This is a genomic window from Altererythrobacter sp. C41, from assembly GCF_016803135.1.
In the GTDB taxonomy this organism is placed as follows: Bacteria; Pseudomonadota; Alphaproteobacteria; order Sphingomonadales; family Sphingomonadaceae; genus Pelagerythrobacter.
This window is the reverse complement of record NZ_JAEVFE010000013.1, coordinates 1-22,889: the sequence shown is the minus strand read 5'-3', so window position 1 is coordinate 22,889 and position 22,889 is coordinate 1. Positions and strand designations below refer to the sequence as shown.

Below are 22,889 nucleotides of genomic sequence, written 5' to 3'. Positions count from 1 at the left end.
CTCGTAAAGGAGGCTTTATGGCCATCAAATTCGCCGATCTCGCCCGATCGGCCGCGCTCGTCACTGCGGTAGCGCTCATCCCGGCGACGACTGCGGGCGTCGCGCAGGTCGACGGCCGCGCCGGCTCCGAATTCGCGCGCCTGTTCGCGACCTACGAGCGGATCAAGGCCAGCTACGTCGAGCCGGTCGACGACGAGACGCTGATCCGCGGCGCGATCGACGGCATGCTCGCCAGCCTCGATCCGCACTCCGCCTATCTCGACGGGTCGGATCTGCAGCGGCTCGAAACGATGATCGACGGCAATTACACCGGGCTCGGCCTGTCCGTGCAGATGGACGACGGCGCGGTGAAGATCATCTCGCCGTTCCGCGGCAGTCCGGCGATGGAGGCCGGGCTCAAGGCCGGCGACTATATCACCCATCTCGACGGCGAACTGATCTACGGGGGCGATCTTGACGAGGCAGTCACCCGCATGCGCGGACCAGCCGGCACCTCGATCCGCTTGACGATCTTCCGCCCCGGGCGTGACGAGCCGTTCGACGTCACGGTCACGCGCGGGCTGATCGAACTCGAGCCGGTCACCCACGAGCTCAAGCCGGGTAACATCGGCGTCATCATGGTCAACGAGTTCTCGCGCGACGTGGGGGCCGATGTCTTCTCCGCCTGGGAAGCGCTGTCCAAGCAGGCGCCCGGCGGCCTCGACGGCCTGGTGCTCGACCTGCGCGCCAACCCCGGCGGCTCGCTCGACGAAGCGGTGGCGCTGAGCGACCTCTTCCTCGAGGAAGGCCGCATCGTCTCACAGCGCGGCCGTGCCGCGGGCGAGACTTACGTCTACAACGCCGAAACGGTCTATCGCGGCGAGATCGCCAAGGACGTGCCGATGATCGTGCTGATCGATGCCGGTTCGGCCTCGGCCAGCGAGATCGTCGCGGGCGCGCTGCAGGATCATCGGCGCGCCGTGGTCATGGGCCAGCGCAGCTTCGGCAAGGGCAGCGTGCAGACGCTTCTGCCGCTCGGCCCCGACGCCGCGCTCAAGCTCACCACTGCGCGCTACTACACGCCGGCGGGTCATTCGGTGCAGGAAGGCGGGATCGATCCCGACATCGCCGTGCCGCAGCTTTCGGACCCGGACCTGGCCAAGCGGGCCAAGTTCATCCTGCGCGAGTCGGACCTTCGCGGCCATCTCGTCAACGAGGCCGCACTCAAGGATGAAGAGCTCGAGCGCGACTTGCGCGAAGATCCGCGTTTCACCGCAACGGCGGACGAGCTGAAGGAGCAGGGGATCGAGGATTACCAGCTCCACTACGCGCTCGAAACACTGCGCCGCACCGCACCGACCGCCCTCGTGCGGCGGAAGTAGGCGCGCATGCGGATGCTCGAAACGCCCCATGGCCGGCTGGCCCAGCGGCTTGCGCTGGGCGTGCCCGCGCTGCTGCTCGCCGGCGCCTATGTCTCGCAGTACGGCTTCGGCCTCTATCCGTGCGAGATGTGCTGGTGGCAGCGCTGGCCGCACTTCGCCGCGCTCGCGCTCGCGCTGCTCTCCACGGTCGCCGCGCCCCGGCGGCTGTGGGTTGCGCTGGCGGCGCTCGCCATCCTGGTCTCGGGCGCCATCGGGGCGTTTCACGCCGGCGTCGAGTACGGCTGGTGGGAAGGGGTGACGGCCTGTGCGGTCATCTCGCAGGCCGGCACCGGCGATCCGCTGGAAGCGATCATGAACGCGCCGATGGTCCGCTGCGATCAGGCGCCCTGGGCGCTGGCCGGCATCTCGCTGGCGGGATGGAATTTCCTCTTCTCCGCCGCGGGCGGCCTGGCGATCCTCTGGTTGCTGGGGAAGGAGCGACACGCGCCATGAAAAAGCAGGACATCGCGCGGATGATCCGCGTCGACCAGGCGGGCGAGTTCGGCGCCACGCGCATCTATCAGGGGCAGCTCGACGTGATCGGCGACCGCGGCCCGCATGCGGCCGAGATCGCCGAAATGGCCGAGCAGGAGAAAGGGCACCGGGCGAAGTTCGACGCTCTGATGGCGCGGCGCGGCGTGCGCCCGACGGCACTGCAACCGTTTTGGTCGGCGGCCGGATACGTGCTCGGTGCGGGCACGGCGCTGATCGGGCCCGAAGCGGCCATGGCCTGCACCGCGGCGGTCGAGGAAGAGATCGACCGCCACTATTCGCAGCAGCTCGACCGGCTTGTCGAAAGCGGCGCCGATCCGGAGCTCGCCGCGATGATCGACGAGTTCCGCGAGGACGAGCGCGCGCACCGCGATGCCGCGCTCGCCGCAGGGGCGGAACGGGCGCCGGCCTATCCGCTGCTGACCGGCGCGATTCGCCTAGGCTGCCGCGTCGCGATCAAGCTCGCCGAACGCGTCTGACGGGCCGCGGGCGGGAACCGCTTTCGCCCTCCGCACGCTTCATATAGAGTTCACGGCTCGCGCCCGAGAGTGGCGGGCAACGCAGATTAGGAAAGCCATCGCATGAAGTCGCTTCTCGCAGCATTCGCGCTTTCGGGCGCCGCTCTTCTCGCCAGCCCGCTCGCGGCGCAGGCGACGGCGGACGAGGTGCCCGACGACGTGCGCATGTCGGTGGTCTATGGCGACGATGCCGCGCCGCCGTGCCCCGAAGGCGAGATCTGCGTCGTCGCCCGCCTGCCGGAAGCCGAGCGTTTCCGCATTCCGGAAACTTTGCGCTACAGCGACGACCCTGCGAACACCGCCTGGACCCAGCGCGTCGAATCGCTCGAGATGATCGGCGATTTCGGCACGCTCTCGTGCTCCACCGCGGGCGCCGGCGGCTTCACCGGGTGCACCCAGGACCTGATCCGCCGCGCCTATGGCGAACAGGCGACCAGCGCGAGCGTCCGCTTCAGCGAACTTATCGCCGCCGCCCGCGCGGAACGCCTGTCGACGATCGACGAAGCGGCCGCGGCCGAGCAGGAACGCGTCGAGCAGATCGAACGCGAGTACATGGAACGCGTCGAACGCGAGCGCGATGCCGAGCTGCCCGACGAACAGAACCCCGAAATCCTGCCGAGCGAAGACGCCGAACCGATCATGGACGCGCCCGAAACGTCGGAGCCGCAGGAAACGCCGGAAAGCTGAGGCGGCGTTAACCCTCCTGCGGTAAGACCGGCGGCATGACCGCGCCGCGCACCGTTCTCACCGTCTTCGGCACCCGGCCTGAGGCGATCAAGCTGTTCCCCCTGATCCACGCGCTCGAGAGTGACGAGCGCTTCGTTTCCCGCGTCTGTGTTTCAGGGCAGCATCGCGGAATGCTGGACCAGGTGCTGGAGATCGCGGGCATTTCGCCCGATCACGATCTCGACCTGATGCAGCCGGACCAGACGCTCGATGCCCTGACCGCCCGGCTGCTCATGGGTATCGGCCAGGTGCTGGATATCGAACGGCCGGACGTCGTCGTGGTTCAGGGCGATACCGCGACCGCGATGGCAGGCGCGTTGGCAGCATACTACCGCAAGATTCCCGTGGCGCATGTGGAAGCGGGTCTGCGGAGCGGCAATATCCATCATCCGTGGCCGGAGGAGGTCAATCGCAAGGTCATCGGCAGCTTCGCCGCGCTTCACCTCGCGCCGACCGAAACGGCGGCCGAGGCGTTGCGGCGGGAGAACGTCGATCCCGCGGCGGTCCATGTCACCGGCAACACCGTTATCGACGCGCTGCACTGGATAACGGACAAGATCGCCCGCGAGCCGTTGCTTGCAGCGAACCTGATGCCGCTGGAAAGGCGTTTCGCCGGGCGCAGGATCATCGGCATGACGACGCACCGGCGCGAGAACTTCGGGCATGGGATGGAGTCGATCGCGAATGCCGTGTCCCGTCTCGCGGCGCGCCGCGACGTGGCGGTGATCTTCCCCGTGCACCTCAACCCGAACGTCCGCGCCGTGATGAACGACCGGCTCGCGGGACTCGACAACGTCGCGCTGATCGAACCGCTGGACTATCCGCATTTTGCACGCCTGCTCGATGTTGCGCATCTCATGCTGACCGACAGCGGCGGCGTGCAGGAAGAAGCGCCTGCATTGGGCAAGCCGGTCCTCGTCATGCGCGAGACGACCGAACGGCCCGAGGGCGTCGTGGCCGGGACCGCCAGGCTCGTCGGAACCGATGCCGACCGCATCGTTGCGGAAACCGAGCGCCTGCTCGACGATTCCGCCGCCTACGACGCCATGGCACGGGCTCACAACCCGTTCGGCGACGGGCGGGCCACGCAGCGGATCCTCGAGCTTCTCGCGGCCTGACGCTCCATCCGCTCGCTACCGGAATCGCGCACCATCGTTACCGGTATCTTTACCCCTCGCCGTTAGGCGTCGCGCGAAGGCGAATATCAAGCGGAGCGGCCATGCGCGGCGAGGAAAAACCGGAAGTCTGTGTCATCGGCCTTGGGTATATCGGCCTGCCGACCGCGGCAATCATCGCGCGGGCCAACTGCCCGGTGATGGGAATCGACGTTTCCGAAGCGGTGGTCGAGACGATCAACCGCGGTGAGATCCATATCGAGGAAATTGATCTCGACGGTCTCGTGCGCGGAGTCGTCCAGCGCGGCCTGCTCAAGGCGTCGACGCAGGTGCAGCCAGCTGACGTGTTCGTGATCGCGGTGCCTACGCCGTTCGAGAAGGACGGGCAGCACACGCCCGATACCTCCTATGTCATGGCCGCGGCTACGGAGATCGCGGGCGTGCTCAAGAAGGGCGACACCGTGATTCTCGAATCGACCTCACCGGTCGGCACCACCGACGCGATGCGCGATCTGTTCGCCGGATTGCGCCCGGATCTCAAGCTTCCGGGGCTGACGAGCGAGACGCCCGATGTGGCGATCGCCTATTGCCCGGAGCGCGTCCTTCCGGGCCGCATCCTGGAAGAGCTCACCAACAACGACCGCTCGATCGGCGGCATCACGCCGCGTTGCGCACGAAAGGCGCTCGCCTTCTACAAGCGTTTCGTGCGCGGCACCTGCGTCACCACCGACGCGCGCAGCGCCGAGATGTGCAAACTGGTCGAGAACGCCTTCCGCGACGTCAACATCGCCTTTGCCAACGAGCTGTCGATGATCGCCGATCACATGGGCCTCGATGTGTGGGAGGTTATCCGCCTCGCCAACCGCCACCCGCGCGTGAATGTCCTCCAGCCCGGCCCGGGCGTCGGCGGCCACTGCATTGCGGTCGATCCATGGTTCATCGTCCATGGCGCGCCGGAACAGGCGAAGATGATCCGTGCCGCACGCGACACCAACGACGCCAAGATGCATCACGTCGTCGCGCAGGCCGAGAAGCTGATAGCCGACAACCCCGGCGTGCCGGTCGCCTGTCTTGGGCTCGCGTTCAAGGCCAACATCGACGACTTCCGCGAGAGCCCGGCGCGTTTCGTGGCGGGCAGACTGGCGCGCCGGTTCGGTGAGCGCGTCCGCGTGGTCGAACCCTACGCTGCAGAGCTGCCGATCGAGTTCGAAGGGACCGGCGCGGCATTGATCGACCTCGACACCGCACTCGAGACTTGCGGCATCCTCATCGTCCTTGTCGACCATGACGTGTTCCGCGTGGTACCGGGCGAAGAACGGTCTCACGCGCTGATCTACGACACCCGCGGGATCTGGCCCGATGCGGCGGCTAGCCTCAATCGACCGGGGTTACGGCTGGCGAGTTAGCCGCTCCCTAGACGCCGTAATAGTCACGATACCAGCCAACGAATTGCCGGATACCTTCCTTCACGTTGGTCTGCGGGCGATAACCGGTGAGCTCCTGCAGCAGCGTCGCATCTGCCCAGGTGGCGGGGACATCGCCTTTCTGCATGTCCATGAAGTTCCTCACCGCTTCGCGCCCGCATTCGGCCTCGATCGCCTCGACGAAGTCCATCAGGCGAACCTTGTCGCTGTTGCCGATATTGACCACGCGGAACGGGGCTGCGGGCGAGAGGCTGTCGTATTCTGCGATATCCGCGGCGCTCTCGGGACGCTCGGGTACGGCATCGATCAGCAGGCGGATTCCGCGCACCAGGTCCGTCACATAGGTGAAGTCGCGGTACATCTCGCCGTGGTTGTATATGTCGATCGGCGTGCCTTCGAGAATGCCCTTGGTGAACTTGAACAGCGCCATGTCCGGACGGCCCCAAGGGCCGTAGACCGTGAAGAAGCGGAACATCGTGGTCGGCAGGTTCCACAGGTGCGCGTAGCTGTGCCCCATCGACTCGTTTGCCTTCTTGGTCGCGGCGTAGAGCGTAAGCTGCGTGTCGCACTTCTCGCGCTCGTCGAACGGCATCTCCTCGTTCGCGCCGTAGACCGAGCTCGTACTGGCCATGAGCAGATGCTCGACCCCGAGCTCGCGTGCGCACTCCATCACGTTGAACGTGCCGACGATATTGGCGTCGATATAGGCGCGCGGGTTTTCGAGCGAATAGCGTACTCCGGCCTGCGCCGCGAGATGGACGATCACGTCGGGCCGCTCCGCCATGGCGAGCGCGTAGAGCTTGTCGAAATCCTCCAGCATCCCGACGTTCGCGCTGAAATGCTCGTACTGCAGCAGCATCTGGTGCCGCCGTTCCTTGAGTCTGACGTCGTAGTAATCGGTCATGCCGTCATAGCCAACGACGGCGAAACCTTCCTCAAGCAGCAGCTTGGACAAGTGGAAGCCGATGAAGCCGGCGCTGCCGGTGACGAGGACCTTGCGCATTGCTCTCACCTACCTGTTTCAAGCGCGCTAGATCGAGGCTAGCGTTGCAATCGTCTGGGGAGAAAAGCCTGTTACTCGCTAGCGATGATGGTGAGCGGCGCAATGCTGCCGGTGATACGTTGGCCATACGACCACGCCCGACCCGAAAGTGAAATCTCTACGAACCCGCAGTCGGCCGGAAGAATGGCGTTGAGCGCTATCTTCCCTTCGGCCAGGTTTTCCTGCGCAATCGGGCCGTCGCCGCCAACGCACGCGACCGCGATCTCCAGCCTGTCTGCCTGCTGCTGCGGCTTCAGGTCATGTCGCCCGTTGATGCTGAGTGCGTGCGACTGCGCCGGCAGGATCCGTTTCGCGAATACGCCGCCCTTGCCACGCGCAATCGTCAGCTGAAGCTCTTCCTCCCCGCCGATGACCTGGGCGCGAAAGCCGGGCTGGTCTGCCAAAGTCCAGTCGAACGGGGGGATCTCCGAGCTCCAGCCGCCGCCCTCATCGGTACGCTGCGTCGACAGGTCCGCGTAGAGATCGTAGGCGAGATCGAGCTCCCCGAAACTGGCGAAGGCGTGTACGAGCCTGCGGTCGGTGTTTGGGTCGACAACGTCATCGGGTAGTCGTTGCCGGACGAGGCCGAGATTTCCCAGCGCGTCTTTGTCGCGCGCCGCCGTAACGAGGAAGCCGTTGGCCCAGTCGGGCCCCGTCCCGAGAATTTCCACGAACGTTTCCACTGAACGCGGATCACGAAGCGCCTGCGTCAGCGCCACATAGGCAGCCGGCCGCTGCTCGACCCGAACTTGAAGAATCTGATTGAGAACGCGGATGGCGCTGTCGAGATCGTCCGCTCGCAGGTGGAAGTTGAGGAGCATGCCTTGGAGCAGTGTGTCGCGGCGGCTGATCTTGGCCGCTGCGCCCCAGAACGCGGGGCTCCCGCCATCGGGTTGCGCAGCGCCGATTACCGCGAGCGCGCCGGGCACCAGCGGTTGGCGCTGATAAGCCTCGAGAGCGAGATCCACGATCCAGTCGGCCGGCGGCTCGGCTGCTGCAGGATTCTGGGCGAGCTGACCCTGATACGCGGCTTTCGCGAAGTGAGCCCGTGCCGAACCATCCCAGGGTGCGATTGCCGCCGCCTTGTCGGGCTGCCCGTCCTCGCCCACGATAGCCAGAGTCTGCGCGAAGGAAAGAACCGCCAGAACGGGAAATACCAGAACCACCAGCACCAGGCGCAGGCGGCTTGGCCGTGCCTCAGGCGCGTGCGGCATTCGCATCGTCTACGGGTTCACCATAGCCGTATCCGTAGCCATATCCGTAGCCATATCCGTAGGCCGAGTTGCGGTCGTCGAGCTTGGTCACAATCGCACCATAGACCTTCGCGTTGGCCGCACGCAGGCGGCGCAGGGCGTTCTCAATGGCGCGGATTTTGACATCGTTGGATTCGATGACGTAGACCACGCCTTGGACTGCGGTGGAGATTTCCAGCGCATCGGCAAGGCCGAGCACCGGCGGGCCGTCCACGAGGATAAAGTCGTAGCTCTGCTCGAGCTTCGCGATCAACTGAGCAAGCCCGTCGGTCGCGAGAAGATCGGCGGGATTCGGCGGCATCATCCCGCTTGGGATCAGGTCAAATCCATGTTCCTCGATCGATATGGTGACCGCCTGAGGTTCGCTTCCACCGACCAGCAAGCTGCTCAAGCCAGCGTCCTTCGATGCCTGCTTGCCGAGGAAATCGACGAGGGCCGTGTTGCGAAGGTCGGCATCGATCAGCAGCGTCCGCTTGCCCAACTGGGCAAAGCTCCGGCAGATCGCGACCGAGGTCAGCGACTTGCCTTCGTTCGGCCGGGTGCTGGTAAGCATCAGTGACTTCGGTGCACCTTGCGGTGTCAGGAATGAGATATTCGAGCGAGCCGCGACATAGGCTTCCGAAAGCTCTGAACTGCGCCGACGAAGCTCCTCGAGCAGATCGTCTTGCTCCACGCGCGGGATGAGGCCGAGTGTCGGCAGGCCGAACAGACGCTGGACATCATTGGGATCCCGAATCGTCCGATCCATCGTTTCGCGAAGGAAGACAACGGCGGCGGCGGCGGCCGTAGCGGCGAGCAGTGCCAGCGCCAGATTCAAGACTAGCGAAGGCTTGTAGGGCTCGTCCGCTGGCAGAGCAGGTTGAACTAGGGTCATATTGTTCTTGCCAGCGCCCGCGGCCTCCAGTTCCTTGGAACGCTGCAGGAGCGCGTCGTAGAGCTGCCGATTGGTGTCCACTTCACGCTTCAGAATTCCATACTGAATCCCGCCACCTTGCTGCGACAGGAACCGATCTTGAACGGCCTGTACTCGAGCCTGTAGTTCCGCCTCCTCGTTAAGTGCTTGGCGATACGCCGCCTCCAGCCCCGAAATATCGCGGCCCTGCGAAGATGCGATGGAGTCGCGAATCGCTTCCACCTCGGATTGGGCGGCCTGAACTTCCGGATATTCCGGGCCGAAATTTGCGTTAAGGCTGGCAAGTTTCGCCTCAGCCGCGGCCAACATGCTCTGAAGCTGACTCGACGCTACGCGTGTTTCAGTCGAAGTGGCTTTCGCCCTCAACGCACTTTCAGCGGCGATCCTTTCTGCGGTCGCTTGTGCCAACGCTTGGTTGAGGGTCGTAAGCGTATCCCCAATCAGCGATCGTGCGGCGCTGCTGCTGTCGTCATCGTTAACCGTCGTGTCGACGATAACGATCTGGTTCGCGTTTGCGTAATCGACCAGTTCCTTCTCTGATTGGGCGAGCCGTTCCCGCAATTCAGCGATCTGATCGCGCAAGTACCGCCGGGCGTCGATATTCGCGCCGAAACGCTTTTCATAGTTTGCCGCGAGGAACTGTTCCGCCCAGATATTCGCGATCTCGGCAGAGAGGCTGCGGCTAGGGCTAGAGAAGTGTACATTTACGAGATTGGAAAGCTGTACAGGTTCAATGCTAATGTGCTCCAGAAGAATTTCGACCGCCTCGCGGCGCTCTAACGGGGCTTCGGGATCGTCGGCGAAGGCATCTCGAAACGGCTCCGACGCTGTCAGGTTGGCTGCATCCACCACTGCTTCCGCGAGAAAACGCGAACCGAGCAGCTCGTACTGTGTCTGGAAATACTGCTCGTCGGCCTGTAGTTCCTCGATCTCCGTTTGATCAATATTCGTCACGTTCGCAGTCGCGCGACTAATCTCAATGACTGCAGTGCTCTGATACTGGGGTGTGGAGAGCAACGTTACGAGCAAGCCTAGCACGAGTCCTCCCGCAAGGATTCCTGCGATCAGAAGCCGGGAATTGACGGCTTGGCGCCAGTACCGCTCGAACGCGAGGACTCCGGAACTCTCATCCGCACCTTCGGCCGTGTCCGGCTGTGCGGAATGTATGACTGCGTCTGTCATTAGATTTCTTCTCGACCGATTAGTTGCCAAGGCGATCGATCATGATCGCGCTCGATGTCAGCAGGGGTACGAACTGCAGGATGGTATCGAGCCGTCGGCGCGCCGGAGAATCGCCGACCGTGACGATGTCGTCGGCATAAATCCGCGGATCCGGATAGTTGCCGCGTTGAATCGCCTCGATGTTGTAGACACCTATGTAGGTTGTATCGCCAACGGTCCGCATCACCACGACATCATCCGACTTGGCGTATTCTGCTAGGCCGCCGGCGTTGTTGATCGTCCGTGCGAGCGTCCGAGAAAGTCGGGCCGGATAAGCTCCGGGTTTTTCGACCTCCCCGCCGACCGACACTGTCGGCTGCGACAACTCCGCGGGAATCACGCTCACACTGGGGTCCCGGAGAAATCTGCCTGCAAGCCGCTGCGCGACCTTCTCACCGACGCCCGCTGCGGATTCCCCTTCGACGTTGATGGCGCCGGCCAACGGAAAATCCAGATTTCCCTGATCATCCACGATATAAGTACCACTCAGCGGTTCGGAATTGAGAACCGTGATCTCGAGCTGATCACCAGGCTGCACGCGGGTAACGTAGCCCCCATCGGGAGGCGGAAGGCTGTCGAGGTCGGTTAACTCGATCCCAGGCGCCATCGCCACGGAACGATCCTTGCCGACGCATCCGGCAAGTAGGCTGGCCGCCGTAAGGCAGACGAGGAAATACCTGATTGTTGACATTCTCTTCGTCCAATATCGCATCTGTATCGAGCACTTACCGGAGCGCCTTCGATAAGCAAGCCCAGGCTTCTGTGAATTAGGAGCTCTGTTCGGAGCGTTGGCCCATCCGCGGATCGTGTCGACCGTATTCCGAGGGATCCGCCACGTATGATCCCTTGCTAGCCCAGATCGCGAGTAAAACTGCATAGCTCGCCATTGCCGGGACCCGCAGGGGATAGTCGATGAGCGATGCGATGAACAGGATCGCCAGTGCGGTCAGTGCTGCAGCTGGCCAAATGTTGGCACGGATAGTCGTACGTCCACCTCGAATGATCGCCCAGGTCTGAGCGGCGAAGAATACAATCGCCGTCGCCATGATCAAAACGCCCGCCAGCCCGCCGGTCATCAACACTTCGAGGAAGTCGTTGTGGGCGTGATTTACATACTGAGGCATGAGAAGCGTATTTGGCTCGTAGATGCGAAACACGTCGTCAAACGAACCAATACCGGTGCCCCAAGGGAAGTTCTCTACCGCGATGTGCCAGGTTGTGGGGACGATGTCGACGCGCATGTCGGCAACGGGATCCGAGCCGACTAATCGCTCGAAGGCTTGATCGCGTCCCAGGCTGATCGTAACAAAAGCAAGCCCCGCGATAGTGAGAACCCCCGCGATCGGGAGCGCAATGCGGGCTGACGCCGAAGGACTTCGTCCGTGCCGCTTACCGGGGGCAGACGAGGTGATGGCGATCACAGCTGCCGTCACACATATCGAAAGAAAGAGTGCCAGGAGTCCGGCGCGCGAGCCCGTCAAAAGAACGAGTGGAACAAGCAGGAGAACACCGGCGACCGCGATGCTCCCACGCCTGCCCTTGCTGGTGCGTAGGTCCTTCCAGGATCCTTGAGCGAGATGACTCCAGCAGTACATTAGCGGAATCAGGCTGGCGAGAAATACCGCTTGGTGATTCCGACTAGCGAATAGTCCCACAGGGGAGCCGTAATTAGTTATACTGTAAAGATAAAACGGTCCCCGGGGACTACCCATCAGCTGCAGCAACCCCCAAACGGCCGTGAGCGCTCCTAGGCTGAGAACAAACGTCAGCAATGTCTCATGCTGGCGTTTATCAAGCTGGATTCCCAAAACAAGAGCGGCGCAGGGGGGCGCAAGCGCCATCAGTGCATTGCGGGTTGCCTGAGGATCGAGTGTTAATGGGCGCCATGTACCAACGAGGCCCAGCAGTTCATCGATCTCGGCGATTATCTCGCGTCCGGGGAGCGCTTGCCACAATTCGGACGGTAGCGGGAAGAGGTGAAGTATCATCAACCCGACAGTCGCGATCGCAATGGTGACGAGCGGCCAATGATTGCGAACACTCTTGCGCGAGAGCGTGAGTAAGCCGTAGCCTAGGACGAATAACGAGATGGGCCGAAGCAAAACTAGCGATTGCATATCGGGCCGCGAACTGCCGCCGGTAAAGAATACAGCCAGCAGAAATGCGCATAGAATGCGCGCGCGTGCGCGTGAAGATGTAAGTCCTTCGATCACTCTGCGGTGTGGCGAGCGTTTGCGACGAGACTGCGTGGGAACCTGTGTCGCCATTTGCTACGTTCCTGATAATCGGTGGTGTTGAGGCGAAGCGAACCGCCAAACTATTCAGCGGCGCATCATCACTGGCGTTCCTCGCTTTCTTCCAACCATACCTCACCAGGTCAAGAAAAGAGAAGGCAGCAGGCGGGAAACTTTCCTCGGCGGATTGACGTGACGGTGTGGCGCACCGGCCTGCACCGGTCATGGTCGGAAGCGCGAGACCGCAATCGCGCGTGCTTGAGCGTGCTCACGACACGCGTCACCGCGCTGACAAGCGTGAGGATTTGCGCAATCGTTCAAAATATCTATTGCGTGCCTCCACGGCGAGACCGGCATGCGCTCGCAATCTAGTCCAAAGATCGTAGCATACACTAAAATGGCACATTGGTTCTGCAGTGGTCGTCGGCAGGGATGGTACACCACAAAGGCGCGGAGAGTGACAGGCTCTGCGACGGATGTCGAAGAGTTTCTATAGTACCTATAGTGAATCATTGAAGAAAAGGTTGATGCGGAAAATATGTCTTCTATCAATTCGGTTCTGATTACAGGGGGGACAGGGAGCTTTGGAAAGACTATGTTGCGCGATTTGTTATCGCACAACATAGGCGAGATCCGAATTTTGAGTCGTGATGAGGAGAAGCAGGATGCGCTCCGCAATCAGATCAAGGATGGACGAGTCCGATATTATATCGGCGATGTTCGCGATCGTAGCAGTGTCGATCGAGCCGTTGCTGGCGTTGACGCAATCTTCCATGCGGCGGCATTAAAGCAGGTCCCGAGCTGCGAATTTTTCCCCCTTGAGGCGGTTCGCACCAATATTCTAGGTTCGGAAAATGTTATCCGAGCTGCGCTCGCAAGCAGGGTTCGGAGTGTCGTCTGTCTTTCGACCGACAAGGCAGTGATGCCGATCAACGCAATGGGCATGTCGAAAGCTTTGATGGAAAAGCTGGCGCAGTCGGCAGCGCGCGAGATTGGCAGCAATGCTGATACGACGATCAGCTGCGTGCGTTACGGTAACGTCATGTATTCGCGCGGCTCGGTCATTCCGTTGTTCATCAGACAGATCAAGGCAGGTCAGCCGATTACGGTGACAGAGCCCGAAATGACTCGCTTTCTCATGCCTTTGCGCGATAGCGTAGCGCTCGTGCGCTTTGCGTTTGATCATGCGCGGCAGGGTGACCTGTTTATAAAGAAGGCGCCCGCATCCACGATCGCAGATCTGGTTACTGCCTTGAAGGAACTCTTTGGCGTTCCCGACCACGCCGTGAGTGTCATCGGGTGGCGCCATGCGGAGAAGCTGTACGAGACCCTCGCAAGTGCACAGGAGCTGTCGAGCGCTGAGGATCTCGGCGATTACTATCGCCTACAGCTCGACGAGCGCGATCTTCACTACAACGCGTATGTAAGCGAAGGTGAGGAGGAAACGCACGACTATCAGGATTTTCACTCGCACAACGCCGAGCAGCTCGATGTGCCGGCGATTAAGGAGCTGCTGATGTCGCTTCCCGAAGTGGAGGCTGAAGTGACTGCGTGGCAGGCGGCGCGTCCGTGAAGATCGCGGTAACCGGTGCGCGCGGGCTGATCGGTTGGCATGCGGCCAGCCGTATCCACGCGCAGATCTGCGCGGCTCGTTTTCGTAGCGAGGCGGCGCCGCACGAACTGGTGCAGATCGATCATGCAACCTTCGTCGATGGCGCGAAACTCGCTTCCGCGCTGAAGGGTGTTGACGCAATTCTTCATTTCGCCGGAGTCAATCGCGGTGATGACGGGATGGTCGAAGAAGCCAATCCCGAGATCGCACGCGCGCTCGTGAGCGCTTGCGAGACGGCGGGCGTGAAACCCCGCATCGTCTATGCTAACTCGACCCATGCTGCGAGTGACACGCCGTATGGCCGCTCGAAGCGGATCGCCGGTGAAGTGTTGGAGGCCTCCTCGCTCGCGTATAGCGATCTGGTGCTACCGCACATCTTCGGCGAATGCGCGCGACCCTACTACAACAATGTCACCGCGACGCTAATCGACAAAATATGGCGTGGTGAAACTCCGAGCATTAACGCTGACGGCCGAGTTCAGTTGCTGCACGCGGGCGCCGCCGCCCAGACGGCGATAGATGCATTGATAGAGAAGCGGACAGGGCGCATCGCACCTAAGGGCCGGGACATTGCCGTCACCGATCTCTACGCCAAACTGGTGGACTTTCATGCACTTTACACTGCGAATATCTTTCCCGACCTGACCGACCCCTTCGATCTCTCGCTCTTCAACAGTTATCGTACAGGGGGGTATCCCGACCATTATCCGCGTGCATTGAAAGTCAACGCTGATCCACGCGGAGTTCTATTCGAGAGCGCAAAGGGTGGAAGCGCCGCGCAGAGTTTCCTGTCGACCACGGTACCGGGCCAGAAGCGTGGCGACCATTTCCATCTCGATCTCGTTGAGCGCTTTCTGGTGGTGAAGGGCGATGCCATAATCCGGATCCGCCGGGTCCTGACCGACGAAGTGCATGAGTTTGCGGTTTCGGGCGACCGGCCTGTTGCCATCGACATGCCGCCGCTGCACACACACAATATCGAGAACCGCGGCAAGGAGGATGTGATCACCTTCTTCTGGTCGCATCGTCTGTTCGACCCCGCTAATCCCGATACCTATGCCGATCCGGTCTAAGGTCGCGCGCAACGAGAGAATTTGCTGCGGATGCCCAAACTGAAAGTCACCACGATCCTCGGCACGCGTCCTGAAATCATCCGCTTGTCCCGGGTGATGGCGGCGCTTGACGAGCATTGCGATCACAGGATCGTCCACACCGGACAAAATTGGGATTATGAACTGAACGACGTGTTCTTTGCGGATCTTGGTGTACGCAAACCCGACAATTTTCTCGGCGTGGACACCAGCAGCCTGGGCGCCGTGCTGGGCGGTATCTTGATAGAGACCGAAAGAGAACTGCGCGCCAACCGTCCCGACGCGCTGCTTGTTCTGGGTGATACGAACAGTGCGATCGCCGCGATCATGGCACGGCGGATGAAAATCCCTGTCTATCACATGGAGGCAGGTAACCGCAGTTTCGACCGCAATGTGCCGGAGGAGACCAACCGCAGGCTCGTCGATCACATCAGCGATTTCAACCTCGTCTATACCGAACATGCGCGGCGACACCTGCTCAGTGAAGGGATGGCGCATCGCCGCGTTTATCTCACCGGATCACCGATGCGGGAGGTGCTCGAGCACTATCGGGATTCGATCGAGCATTCCGATATTCTGAGTCGGCTTGAGCTCGATGCTGGTAAATACTTTATCGTCTCGCTCCATCGGGAGGAGAATGTCGACAGCAAGGAGCGGTTGGGCCAACTCGTCGCTGCGCTTAACCTGCTGGCCGAGAAGTACGATTTTCCGGTAATTGTCTCGACGCATCCGCGCACGCGCAAGCGGCTCGCTGCGCTGGACGGCGTCACCCTCGACACCCGCATCCGTGATCTCAAACCGTTCGGTTTTCACGACTACAATCATCTCCAGATGAATGCTTTTTGCGCAATCAGCGACAGCGGCACCATTGCCGAGGAATCGAGCATCCTTGATTTCCCCGCGATCACCCCCCGCGATGCGATCGAGCGGCCCGAGGCGATCGATACGGGAAATATCATCGTTACGGGATTGCGTAGCGATACGATTGTCGAAGCCATCGATCTCGTGACGAAGGCCCATGGGGATCGCGGCAGGCGCGGCGAGCATTGTCCGATTCCGCACGATTATGCGATCCGGAATACATCCGAACGTGTAGTCAAGCTGATTCTTGGCACTGCTAGATTGTCCAATGATTGGGACGGCATTCGCGTGCACGATTATGTGTGAGGTAGTTCGATGTCTCTAATCCAAGCTGCCCTGAAGCGTACGATTGACGTCAGCGCGGCCACTATCGGGCTCATCTGCTTGTCACCTGTGATTGTGATCGCCATTATCCTTGCGCGGAGGGATACCGGCTCGAGCGGACTGTTTCGCCAGCGGAGGATCGGTCGTGGCGGGGAGCCTTTCACTGTCCTGAAGATACGCACGATGCGAGCGATCACAGGCACGACCATCACCAGCGGCAAGGACGCACGCATAACTCCTCTGGGCGCGCAGTTGCGTCGATGGAAAATCGACGAACTGCCGCAATTGTGGAATGTGCTGAAAGGAGAAATGAGTCTGGTCGGTCCTCGTCCGGACGTACCGGGCTATGCTGATCGTCTGACGGGCGACGATCGCGTGATCTTGAAGCTAAGACCCGGCATAACCGGTCCCGCAACGCTAAAATATCGCGAGGAGGAAGCGCTCCTGGCCACACAGGCCGACCCACAAGCATATAATGACGAGGTAATTTGGCCTGACAAGGTCACGATCAATCGGCGTTATTATCTTAACTACAGGTTGCGCGACGATTTTCGCTACATCTGGCGAACGTTGACCGGTTATTAGGATCAGATATGAAGATACTGATCCTTTATCGTCATTTCTGGCCTGATAGCCCGCCCTATGCCTCGATGCTACGCAGTATCGCCCGCACTTTGGTCGAGGCAGGGCATGAAGTGACAATTTGGGCGGAGGAGCCCTGTTACAAGCCCAGTGACCGTAGCCTCTCTGTCCCGCGTCACACCTCGGTCGACGGGATCAGGGTGGAGCGTCTCGCGCGCCTGCCGGATCGCGTCGCTACGGAGCCGATGCGGCTGCTCGACAAACTGCTTTTTGTCCCCCGGCTCTTATTAAAGGCTGTCGTCCGGCGAGCGCGGGGCGCGCGTTACGATCTAGTCTGGACGGCGACGATACCGCCGGTAATTCAAGGCTGGGCAGGGCGGACGATCGCCGGTCTGTTTGGTGCTCAATTTCTGTATCATTGTCAGGATCTCTATCCGGAGCTGGCCGGGCACATGAACCTTTGGCGGCAGGGTGGCCTCCTTTACCGCATAATGGCGCGCATCGAACGCCGCACGCGAAGTCGCGCAGACCTACTTGTCACGCTCTCTGCCGACATGGCGGCGGCTGTTCGTAAACTCGGTAATCCTCGTAAATTGCTTATTCTAAACAATTTTCCTCTGGAAGATTTCACCGCGACCGACGATCAAGTTATGTCGAGGGTCGCCTCTCCGCCGCGCGATGACGGTAAGATACAACTGATCTTTGCGGGAAATTTGGGTAACTTTCAGGGATTAGAGGCTGTCGTCGAAGCGATGCGATTGATTGAAGCTGACTGCCCCAAGTTGGAGTTTCTGCTGATGGGCGAGGGCAAAGCCTTGCCGCGCCTCCAAAAGAGGGCAGCAGACCTTTCCAATGTTCGTATCTTGCCGCATCTTCCTTATGAAGAAGCGCGGCGTGTGATCGCGGATGCGGATATCGGGCTGGTTTCGGTCGAATCTGGTATTCAACGCTATGCTTTTCCGTCGAAGACACTCACATATCTGGAGCTCGGCTTACCCATCCTCACGATCGTCGATACAGCCAGTGAATTGGCGAATATGGTGACAAGTAAAGGTCTGGGTTGGGTTAGCGCCGGACGCGATTGCGTGGCGATTAGCGAGACATTGTTGCTAATTGCCAATGGCTGGGAGAGCCGTCCACTCGGTTCCGGTAGCAGTACGATCGTGAACCGCAGGGATGTGCTGCATTCTTGGGTCCGGGCGCTTGCGATACAGGTTCCTGCCCGCGGTACACATGCAGGGCGTGAAGAGCGCAACGATGCGTCCTCGAATGACGAGACATGGTTTGACCAAATTTGAACCTGGCCAATTATTTACGCCTGCGCTTCGGTTCCTGCCAGAAGGCGCACGTTCGTGGTTGCGGGGTTCCGACTCGCTTACACGATTCTTCAGGCTCGCGAGCTGGAGTATGGTCGCGTTTGCCTTAGAAAAGGGCGCATTGGCAGTAGCTATCCTAATTCTCGCGAAGATACTGGGGGCTCCCGATTACGGGCGTCTCACGCTGGCTCAAGGGATGGTTAATACAGCTCAGATATTTATCATCCTCGGTGCAGGGACTATTTTGGCGCGCTATATCCCAGCGATGCTGGAAGAGAGTTTCCAGCGTGCTGTGGAAGTCGTGAATCTATGTGCGCTTATGATACTCGCGACGGCGTCCGCGTTCATCTTCGCCGGGATCGCCGGAAGCGCGACCATCACGACTGGGGTCTTGGGGCTTCCTGCCCAATCATCAGTCATCTACTGGATTCTTGTCTGGGTGGTATTGGCTGCGGTTCATGGCCTGCTTTTCACGATCATGCTATCGCTCGAGGAAGGGAGGGTTTTAGGGATTGTCTCGCTGGCTTCAGCGTTGGCCTTGGTCGTGGTTGTGCCATTGGCGGCGGCGCGGTGGGGCTTTCACGGAGCGGTTGTGGCCCTAGCCGCGACAAACGGCTTAAAGGCGTTGCTGCTGCTGCGGTTTTATGTTCGGCTGCTAGCGTTGCGCGGCGTGAATTTCTGGATACCAGCTCGCCGTTCCGATTTGCCTTTGCTGCTGTCCTTCGGGGTGCCGGTGTTCCTCAGTTCCGCGCTTTGGGCACCAACCATGTGGTTGGCACAGATCATCTTGAAGCATTCGTCTCCAACCGGACTTGCTTCGGTCGGTGTATTTGGCTTCTGCAATAATATCCTTGGCCTAGTCATCCTCATGAGCAGCATTACCAACCGCGCCGCCTTCCCAATTCTCTCGTCACTGAAAGCGCGTGGAGATCGTGGAGAGACTAGGAAATTTATAATCTCAATACTGGCCATTCAGGTCGCGGCCGCGATCGCTGTTGGTACACCGCTAGCCTTCTTCGCCCCTCAGATAATGGCGGCGATGGGACCGGATTTTGTCGGCGGCGCGGCCGTGCTCCTCGTGATGGTTGCTGCCGGATTATGTATTTCTGGACAACAGCCCCTGATAAACTTGCTTCTTGTCAACGACAAGGCGTCGGTAAACTTGATTGGGATGGCCATCTGGTCTGCATCGTTGCTTTCGATCGCTTTCGTGTTCGTCAACATGGGGGCGCTAGGGATCGCTATCGGAGTCTTGGCTGCAGCGATCATTAAAGGCCTATACGTCTCATCTGCGATCCTACTGGGGCATCGGCGCGGCGAGCTTAGTATATGATGCAGAAAAATTCTATTAGCCATTTTTCGTGGTATGTCCTCCTTGTGGCTATTCTATTGGCTAGCTACCTGTTTTCATATTGGATACTTGGATACTATACTGCAGGAGATCAGGAGCACTACACAGGGCTTTATGATGCACTAAGGCGAACGCCATTTGGCTACATCATCCACGTCCAGTATAGATATACGGGATCGAAGGAGCCGCTCTACGGTATTATAATGTGGGTTGCGTCTTCTTACTTCGAAAAAAAGGTTGTAATATCGATATTTAATGCAATACTAATTTCATCCTTATTTCTCTTGCTTGCGAAGAGAAGGGTGAATTATGTATTTATGCTCCTTATGATGAGCAATTTCTACCTTCTCGTTCTTCTTACATCTGCAGAGCGTCTAAAATTTGCGTATATATTTGCAATATTGGCGGCAATTCTGCCCAAGGCTTGGCGCGGCCTAGCTGTCGCGGCGTCTCTGTTGAGTCACTTTTCCGTAATAATTGTTTTCCTGTCTATCCTTGTTCCCCAGAGATTTCGCGAAGCTCTCCAATCTTTACGTCGAGGTGACGCAGAATCGTTGAAGGGAATACTTGCGCTAATCGTGACATTTTCTTTGTTCCTGCTATTCCTTTTCCTTTATCAAGAACCTATCTTGCAGAAAGTAAGTCTATATACATCTTATAATTATATTGACGCATCCTCTGCCGTTCTTTTGTTCATGATAGCGATGTGGGTTACGCGTGACAGGACTAACATGTTGATGGCCTTGGCTTTGCCGTTAGTCGCGACGTTCATTCTGGGTGGGCAGCGCGTTAATATGCTCACGGTTAGTATATTTCTTTATTATATGATAAAAGAGGGAAGGACGGCTCATCCCGCCGTATTGGCTATCATGGCTTACTTTTCCTTCAAAAGTGTCGATTTCATGCAGGACGTGATGAAATATGGGACAGGCTTCGTAGCATGATGAATGATCTTCCGCGGGTCGCGCAGCGTGAGAGGCGCCCCCGGGTATTGCTCGATGGTCCATACGGAAAAGCCAATCTGGGGGACAATGCAATCGCCTATTGTATGGGGCGATTTTTGCAGCGAAATGGTGTGGATGTAACATTCTCGTGCATAGATCCTGAATATGTGGAGCGTACGATTGGCGGCACGGCCATCCCGATGCTTGACCTTCGTCGGTTTGAAATTGCCCCCCTAAAGGCGATGAGTGAATTTGATGCCGTCATTATCGGTGGAGGGCAGCAGCTCAAAGAATATCGAGTTCCGAATCCTCTTTTTGGAATGTTTGCTCGAGTCTGTCATATGGCTGCGGCTGCTCGTCGGCATAACATACCGTTCGTAGCATGGTCGGTTGGTATGGATTGGCCGTTGTCTCCCTTGGCTCGTTTGATGGCCAGGCATTATCTGGGCCACCGCAACACGACGCTAATATTGCGCGACCGACAAAGCTTTGAGCGGATCACTCAGCTACTCGAAGGCAAAGAATGTCAGATTCTACAGAATAAGGACGCGGTCTTCATGATTCCGTCGCTTCTGAGCAAGTCGGCAGCCGCTGGGTCAGAGCGCTGGGCTTCGCGTGGGAGGCGGTTGTTGATTTGCCCCGGCGTTATGCCTGAAGGTGCTTATCCTCTCACAAGACTCGTTGAGATCTGTATCGAAGCCTCGAACTGTGGCTATGAGGTTCTCGGCTGGCACTCGGAAGTCCGCTCCAATTATGATTTTAAGGTTCGCGAAATGGCCGCGTGGAGTTCTATTCCGGGTTTCCGGTGGTTACCTCCGGATCCGATCGACACGGACGAAGTTGCGGAGTTAATTAGGTCAGCTTCTGTGGTTATTACGACGCGAATGCATCCTGCTATTATCGCTGTATCGCAGGGAGTTGCCGCATACGGAATCGCAATTAACGGAAAAATGCGCTCGGTGTTTAATGAGCTGACGATGCCGTATGCAGATTCTTCTGGCTTAACCGCGCTTACATTTGCAGACATTCTCCACCAAGATTTCCGGCTTTGTTTTGAGCGAGCTACGGCATTTGGGCGGGAGGCCGAGCAGGGCGGAATGCGAGTGCTCGACGCCATCCCTCGCCATAAACTGTCGACAGTACAGCGCCTATCCGAGGAATGCGAATAGATGCAACCTACGATACTCACCTTCGTCGGTCATTATTTACCGGGCTATAAAGCTGGAGGTCCAATCCGTACGGTCGCCGCGATGGTTGACCAACTTGGTGATGATTTTGCCTTCCACATCGTAACGGCTGATAGGGATCTGGGGGACGACGCGCCGTACCAGAACATTATCGCAAACAGGTGGACGCCGGTAGGCAAAGCGCAGGTATTTTATCGGTCGCCGGGGGCGAGCGGATGGCAGGCGCTACGTACCGCTTTGAAGGCCATGTCCGTGGATCTCATCTATCTGAACAGTCTGTTTAGCCCCGGTGCCACCTTGCGCCCGCTCCTAGAGCAACGCCTCGGTCGGTTACCGCCAGCTGCAGTTCTGCTCGCCCCTCGCGGCGAACTCTCTCTCGGTGCCTTGAAGGTAAAGGCAGCAAAGAAGCACGCCTTCCTCCGGATCGCTAAGGCGATCGGCCTATACCGTGGTGTCACGTTTCACGCGTCGTCGGATCATGAGGCGAATGACATTAGAAGAGAGCTTGGGGACCGCGACATCGCGGTGGCGCTCGATTTATCACAGCAAGGCGGACCACTCAGGGATCTAGATATATCTCCTGGATCACTGCGCGCCGTATTCCTTTCACGAATTAGTCCAAAGAAGAATCTACTTGGTGCGCTTGAAATTTTGAAGAACGTACGTGTTCCGATAACTTATGATATATATGGGATTATAGAAGACAAGGAGTATTGGAAGGCATGTGAAGCTGTGATTGCGAAGCTGCCGGAGCATGTTCACGCGCGCTTCCGGCGAGAATTGCGTCCCGAAGAGGCAGAGGGGGTACTGGCTGGTTATGATTTCTTTTTCTTTCCTACCTTGGGCGAAAATTACGGGCACGTGATCAGAGAGGCACTGTCAGCCGGTTTGCCGACTTTGATCAGTGATCAGACACCTTGGGGTGATCTAAAAGAACAGGGGGCTGGGGCTGCACTGCCATTAGATGACCGGCAAGGGTTCATTACTTGGATTCACGCATTTGCAGAGTTAAGCATAGAGGAGCGTCAGGCTATGCGCCGCGCCGCCCATGCGCGTGGCAATGATGAAAGCAAGGCCACCCGAGACAGGGAGAATAATCGTGCAATGCTCTATTCGATGCTCCAAGGGAGCGCCCTGCCGTCACCCATGGTGTAGAGGTGACCTGACCCCCTGATTTTCCTCCACGTTCGATTAGAGTCCGGCCCTGATGGAAGGACGGACGAGATGAAGCGTAAGAGGTTTTCGGAAGAGCAGATCATCGGCGTGCTGAAGGAAGCGGAGGC

General features: G+C 59.3%; 20 protein-coding genes. 15 read left to right on the top strand and 5 right to left on the bottom strand.

Going from position 1 to position 22,889, the window contains the following annotated elements; genetic code table 11:
* Positions 1-17: 17 nt before the first annotated feature.
* The 6 genes from JNO53_RS14565 (at position 18) to wecC (ending at position 5,657) form a co-directional block, all read left to right on the top strand.
* On the top strand, positions 18-1,361 hold the full coding sequence (locus JNO53_RS14565; protein ID WP_238401961.1) for a S41 family peptidase: 1,344 nt from the start codon (positions 18-20) through the stop codon (positions 1,359-1,361).
* Positions 1,362-1,373: 12 nt separating this feature from the next.
* Complete coding sequence (locus JNO53_RS14560; RefSeq protein WP_203113258.1) at positions 1,374-1,853, top strand: disulfide bond formation protein B; 480 nt, start codon at positions 1,374-1,376, stop codon at positions 1,851-1,853.
* A complete protein-coding gene (locus JNO53_RS14555) occupies positions 1,850-2,371 on the top strand; it encodes a demethoxyubiquinone hydroxylase family protein (protein ID WP_203113193.1) in 522 nt (173 codons plus the stop codon). Before JNO53_RS14560 ends, JNO53_RS14555 begins: the two co-directional genes overlap by 4 nt.
* A 102-nt stretch (positions 2,372-2,473) precedes the next feature.
* Positions 2,474-3,097: a hypothetical protein gene (locus tag JNO53_RS14550; RefSeq protein WP_203113190.1), complete on the top strand. Its 624-nt coding sequence runs from the start codon at positions 2,474-2,476 to the stop codon at positions 3,095-3,097.
* Between the two features lie 35 nt (positions 3,098-3,132).
* Positions 3,133-4,254, top strand: a complete 1,122-nt coding sequence (gene wecB, locus JNO53_RS14545) for a non-hydrolyzing UDP-N-acetylglucosamine 2-epimerase (protein ID WP_203113187.1) — start codon at positions 3,133-3,135, stop codon at positions 4,252-4,254.
* A gap of 101 nt (positions 4,255-4,355) precedes the next feature.
* The gene (gene wecC, locus JNO53_RS14540; protein WP_203113184.1) at positions 4,356-5,657 is read left to right on the top strand and encodes a UDP-N-acetyl-D-mannosamine dehydrogenase; all 1,302 of its coding nucleotides are present in this window, start codon (positions 4,356-4,358) and stop codon (positions 5,655-5,657) included.
* Positions 5,658-5,664: 7 nt separating this feature from the next.
* Here wecC and JNO53_RS14535 read toward each other — a convergent pair whose 3' ends face one another.
* From JNO53_RS14535 to JNO53_RS14515, 5 genes are all read right to left on the bottom strand, one after another.
* Positions 5,665-6,678, bottom strand: a complete 1,014-nt coding sequence (locus JNO53_RS14535; RefSeq protein ID WP_203113180.1) for an SDR family NAD(P)-dependent oxidoreductase — start codon at positions 6,676-6,678, stop codon at positions 5,665-5,667.
* 71 nt (positions 6,679-6,749) lie between these two features.
* A complete protein-coding gene (locus JNO53_RS14530; RefSeq protein WP_203113177.1) occupies positions 6,750-7,931 on the bottom strand; it encodes a hypothetical protein in 1,182 nt (393 codons plus the stop codon).
* Complete coding sequence (locus JNO53_RS14525; protein ID WP_203113174.1) at positions 7,915-10,065, bottom strand: GumC family protein; 2,151 nt, start codon at positions 10,063-10,065, stop codon at positions 7,915-7,917. The genes JNO53_RS14530 and JNO53_RS14525 overlap by 17 nt, the downstream gene beginning before the upstream one ends.
* A gap of 19 nt (positions 10,066-10,084) precedes the next feature.
* Positions 10,085-10,711 carry a polysaccharide biosynthesis/export family protein gene (locus tag JNO53_RS14520; protein ID WP_238401965.1) on the bottom strand — a complete coding sequence of 209 codons (627 nt, stop codon included), beginning with the start codon at positions 10,709-10,711 and terminating at the stop codon, positions 10,085-10,087.
* Positions 10,712-10,871: 160 nt separating this feature from the next.
* A complete protein-coding gene (locus tag JNO53_RS14515; RefSeq protein WP_203113158.1) occupies positions 10,872-12,371 on the bottom strand; it encodes an O-antigen ligase family protein in 1,500 nt (499 codons plus the stop codon).
* Between the two features lie 505 nt (positions 12,372-12,876).
* On the opposite strand from JNO53_RS14515, the gene JNO53_RS14510 reads away from it, so the two are divergent.
* From JNO53_RS14510 to JNO53_RS14470, 9 genes are all read left to right on the top strand, one after another.
* Entirely contained in the window at positions 12,877-13,911 is a 1,035-nt protein-coding gene (locus JNO53_RS14510; RefSeq protein WP_203113155.1) for an SDR family NAD(P)-dependent oxidoreductase, read from the top strand.
* A complete protein-coding gene (locus JNO53_RS14505) occupies positions 13,908-15,023 on the top strand; it encodes a polysaccharide biosynthesis C-terminal domain-containing protein (RefSeq protein WP_203113142.1) in 1,116 nt (371 codons plus the stop codon). Before JNO53_RS14510 ends, JNO53_RS14505 begins: the two co-directional genes overlap by 4 nt.
* A 30-nt stretch (positions 15,024-15,053) precedes the next feature.
* The gene (gene wecB, locus JNO53_RS14500) at positions 15,054-16,208 is read left to right on the top strand and encodes a non-hydrolyzing UDP-N-acetylglucosamine 2-epimerase (RefSeq protein ID WP_203113139.1); all 1,155 of its coding nucleotides are present in this window, start codon (positions 15,054-15,056) and stop codon (positions 16,206-16,208) included.
* Between the two features lie 9 nt (positions 16,209-16,217).
* Entirely contained in the window at positions 16,218-16,811 is a 594-nt protein-coding gene (locus JNO53_RS14495) for a sugar transferase (RefSeq protein ID WP_203113136.1), read from the top strand.
* A gap of 8 nt (positions 16,812-16,819) precedes the next feature.
* Positions 16,820-18,106, top strand: a complete 1,287-nt coding sequence (locus JNO53_RS14490) for a glycosyltransferase family 4 protein (RefSeq protein WP_203113133.1) — start codon at positions 16,820-16,822, stop codon at positions 18,104-18,106.
* 109 nt (positions 18,107-18,215) lie between these two features.
* Positions 18,216-19,457 (top strand): oligosaccharide flippase family protein, encoded by a 1,242-nt coding sequence (locus JNO53_RS14485; RefSeq protein ID WP_203113130.1) that lies wholly within the window; start codon positions 18,216-18,218, stop codon positions 19,455-19,457.
* Positions 19,458-19,513: 56 nt separating this feature from the next.
* Positions 19,514-20,419 (top strand): hypothetical protein, encoded by a 906-nt coding sequence (locus JNO53_RS14480; RefSeq protein ID WP_203113115.1) that lies wholly within the window; start codon positions 19,514-19,516, stop codon positions 20,417-20,419.
* On the top strand, positions 20,416-21,588 hold the full coding sequence (locus JNO53_RS14475) for a polysaccharide pyruvyl transferase family protein (RefSeq protein WP_203113112.1): 1,173 nt from the start codon (positions 20,416-20,418) through the stop codon (positions 21,586-21,588). The genes JNO53_RS14480 and JNO53_RS14475 overlap by 4 nt, the downstream gene beginning before the upstream one ends.
* Complete coding sequence (locus tag JNO53_RS14470) at positions 21,589-22,761, top strand: glycosyltransferase family 4 protein (protein ID WP_203113109.1); 1,173 nt, start codon at positions 21,589-21,591, stop codon at positions 22,759-22,761.
* Positions 22,762-22,889: the final 128 nt, after the last annotated feature.

Coding starts and splice junctions, on each gene's coding strand:
- JNO53_RS14565 (WP_238401961.1), top strand. CDS start 18: ATGGCCATCAAATTCGCCGATCTCGCCCGATCGGCCGCGCTCGTCACT.
- JNO53_RS14560 (WP_203113258.1), top strand. CDS start 1,374: ATGCTCGAAACGCCCCATGGCCGGCTGGCCCAGCGGCTTGCGCTGGGC.
- JNO53_RS14555 (WP_203113193.1), top strand. CDS start 1,850: ATGAAAAAGCAGGACATCGCGCGGATGATCCGCGTCGACCAGGCGGGC.
- JNO53_RS14550 (WP_203113190.1), top strand. CDS start 2,474: ATGAAGTCGCTTCTCGCAGCATTCGCGCTTTCGGGCGCCGCTCTTCTC.
- wecB (WP_203113187.1), top strand. CDS start 3,133: ATGACCGCGCCGCGCACCGTTCTCACCGTCTTCGGCACCCGGCCTGAG.
- wecC (WP_203113184.1), top strand. CDS start 4,356: ATGCGCGGCGAGGAAAAACCGGAAGTCTGTGTCATCGGCCTTGGGTAT.
- JNO53_RS14535 (WP_203113180.1), bottom strand. CDS start 6,678: ATGCGCAAGGTCCTCGTCACCGGCAGCGCCGGCTTCATCGGCTTCCAC.
- JNO53_RS14530 (WP_203113177.1), bottom strand. CDS start 7,931: ATGCCGCACGCGCCTGAGGCACGGCCAAGCCGCCTGCGCCTGGTGCTG.
- JNO53_RS14525 (WP_203113174.1), bottom strand. CDS start 10,065: ATGACAGACGCAGTCATACATTCCGCACAGCCGGACACGGCCGAAGGT.
- JNO53_RS14520 (WP_238401965.1), bottom strand. CDS start 10,711: ATGGCGCCTGGGATCGAGTTAACCGACCTCGACAGCCTTCCGCCTCCC.
- JNO53_RS14515 (WP_203113158.1), bottom strand. CDS start 12,371: ATGGCGACACAGGTTCCCACGCAGTCTCGTCGCAAACGCTCGCCACAC.
- JNO53_RS14510 (WP_203113155.1), top strand. CDS start 12,877: ATGTCTTCTATCAATTCGGTTCTGATTACAGGGGGGACAGGGAGCTTT.
- wecB (WP_203113139.1), top strand. CDS start 15,054: ATGCCCAAACTGAAAGTCACCACGATCCTCGGCACGCGTCCTGAAATC.
- JNO53_RS14495 (WP_203113136.1), top strand. CDS start 16,218: ATGTCTCTAATCCAAGCTGCCCTGAAGCGTACGATTGACGTCAGCGCG.
- JNO53_RS14490 (WP_203113133.1), top strand. CDS start 16,820: ATGAAGATACTGATCCTTTATCGTCATTTCTGGCCTGATAGCCCGCCC.
- JNO53_RS14485 (WP_203113130.1), top strand. CDS start 18,216: ATGGTCGCGTTTGCCTTAGAAAAGGGCGCATTGGCAGTAGCTATCCTA.
- JNO53_RS14475 (WP_203113112.1), top strand. CDS start 20,416: ATGATGAATGATCTTCCGCGGGTCGCGCAGCGTGAGAGGCGCCCCCGG.
- JNO53_RS14470 (WP_203113109.1), top strand. CDS start 21,589: ATGCAACCTACGATACTCACCTTCGTCGGTCATTATTTACCGGGCTAT.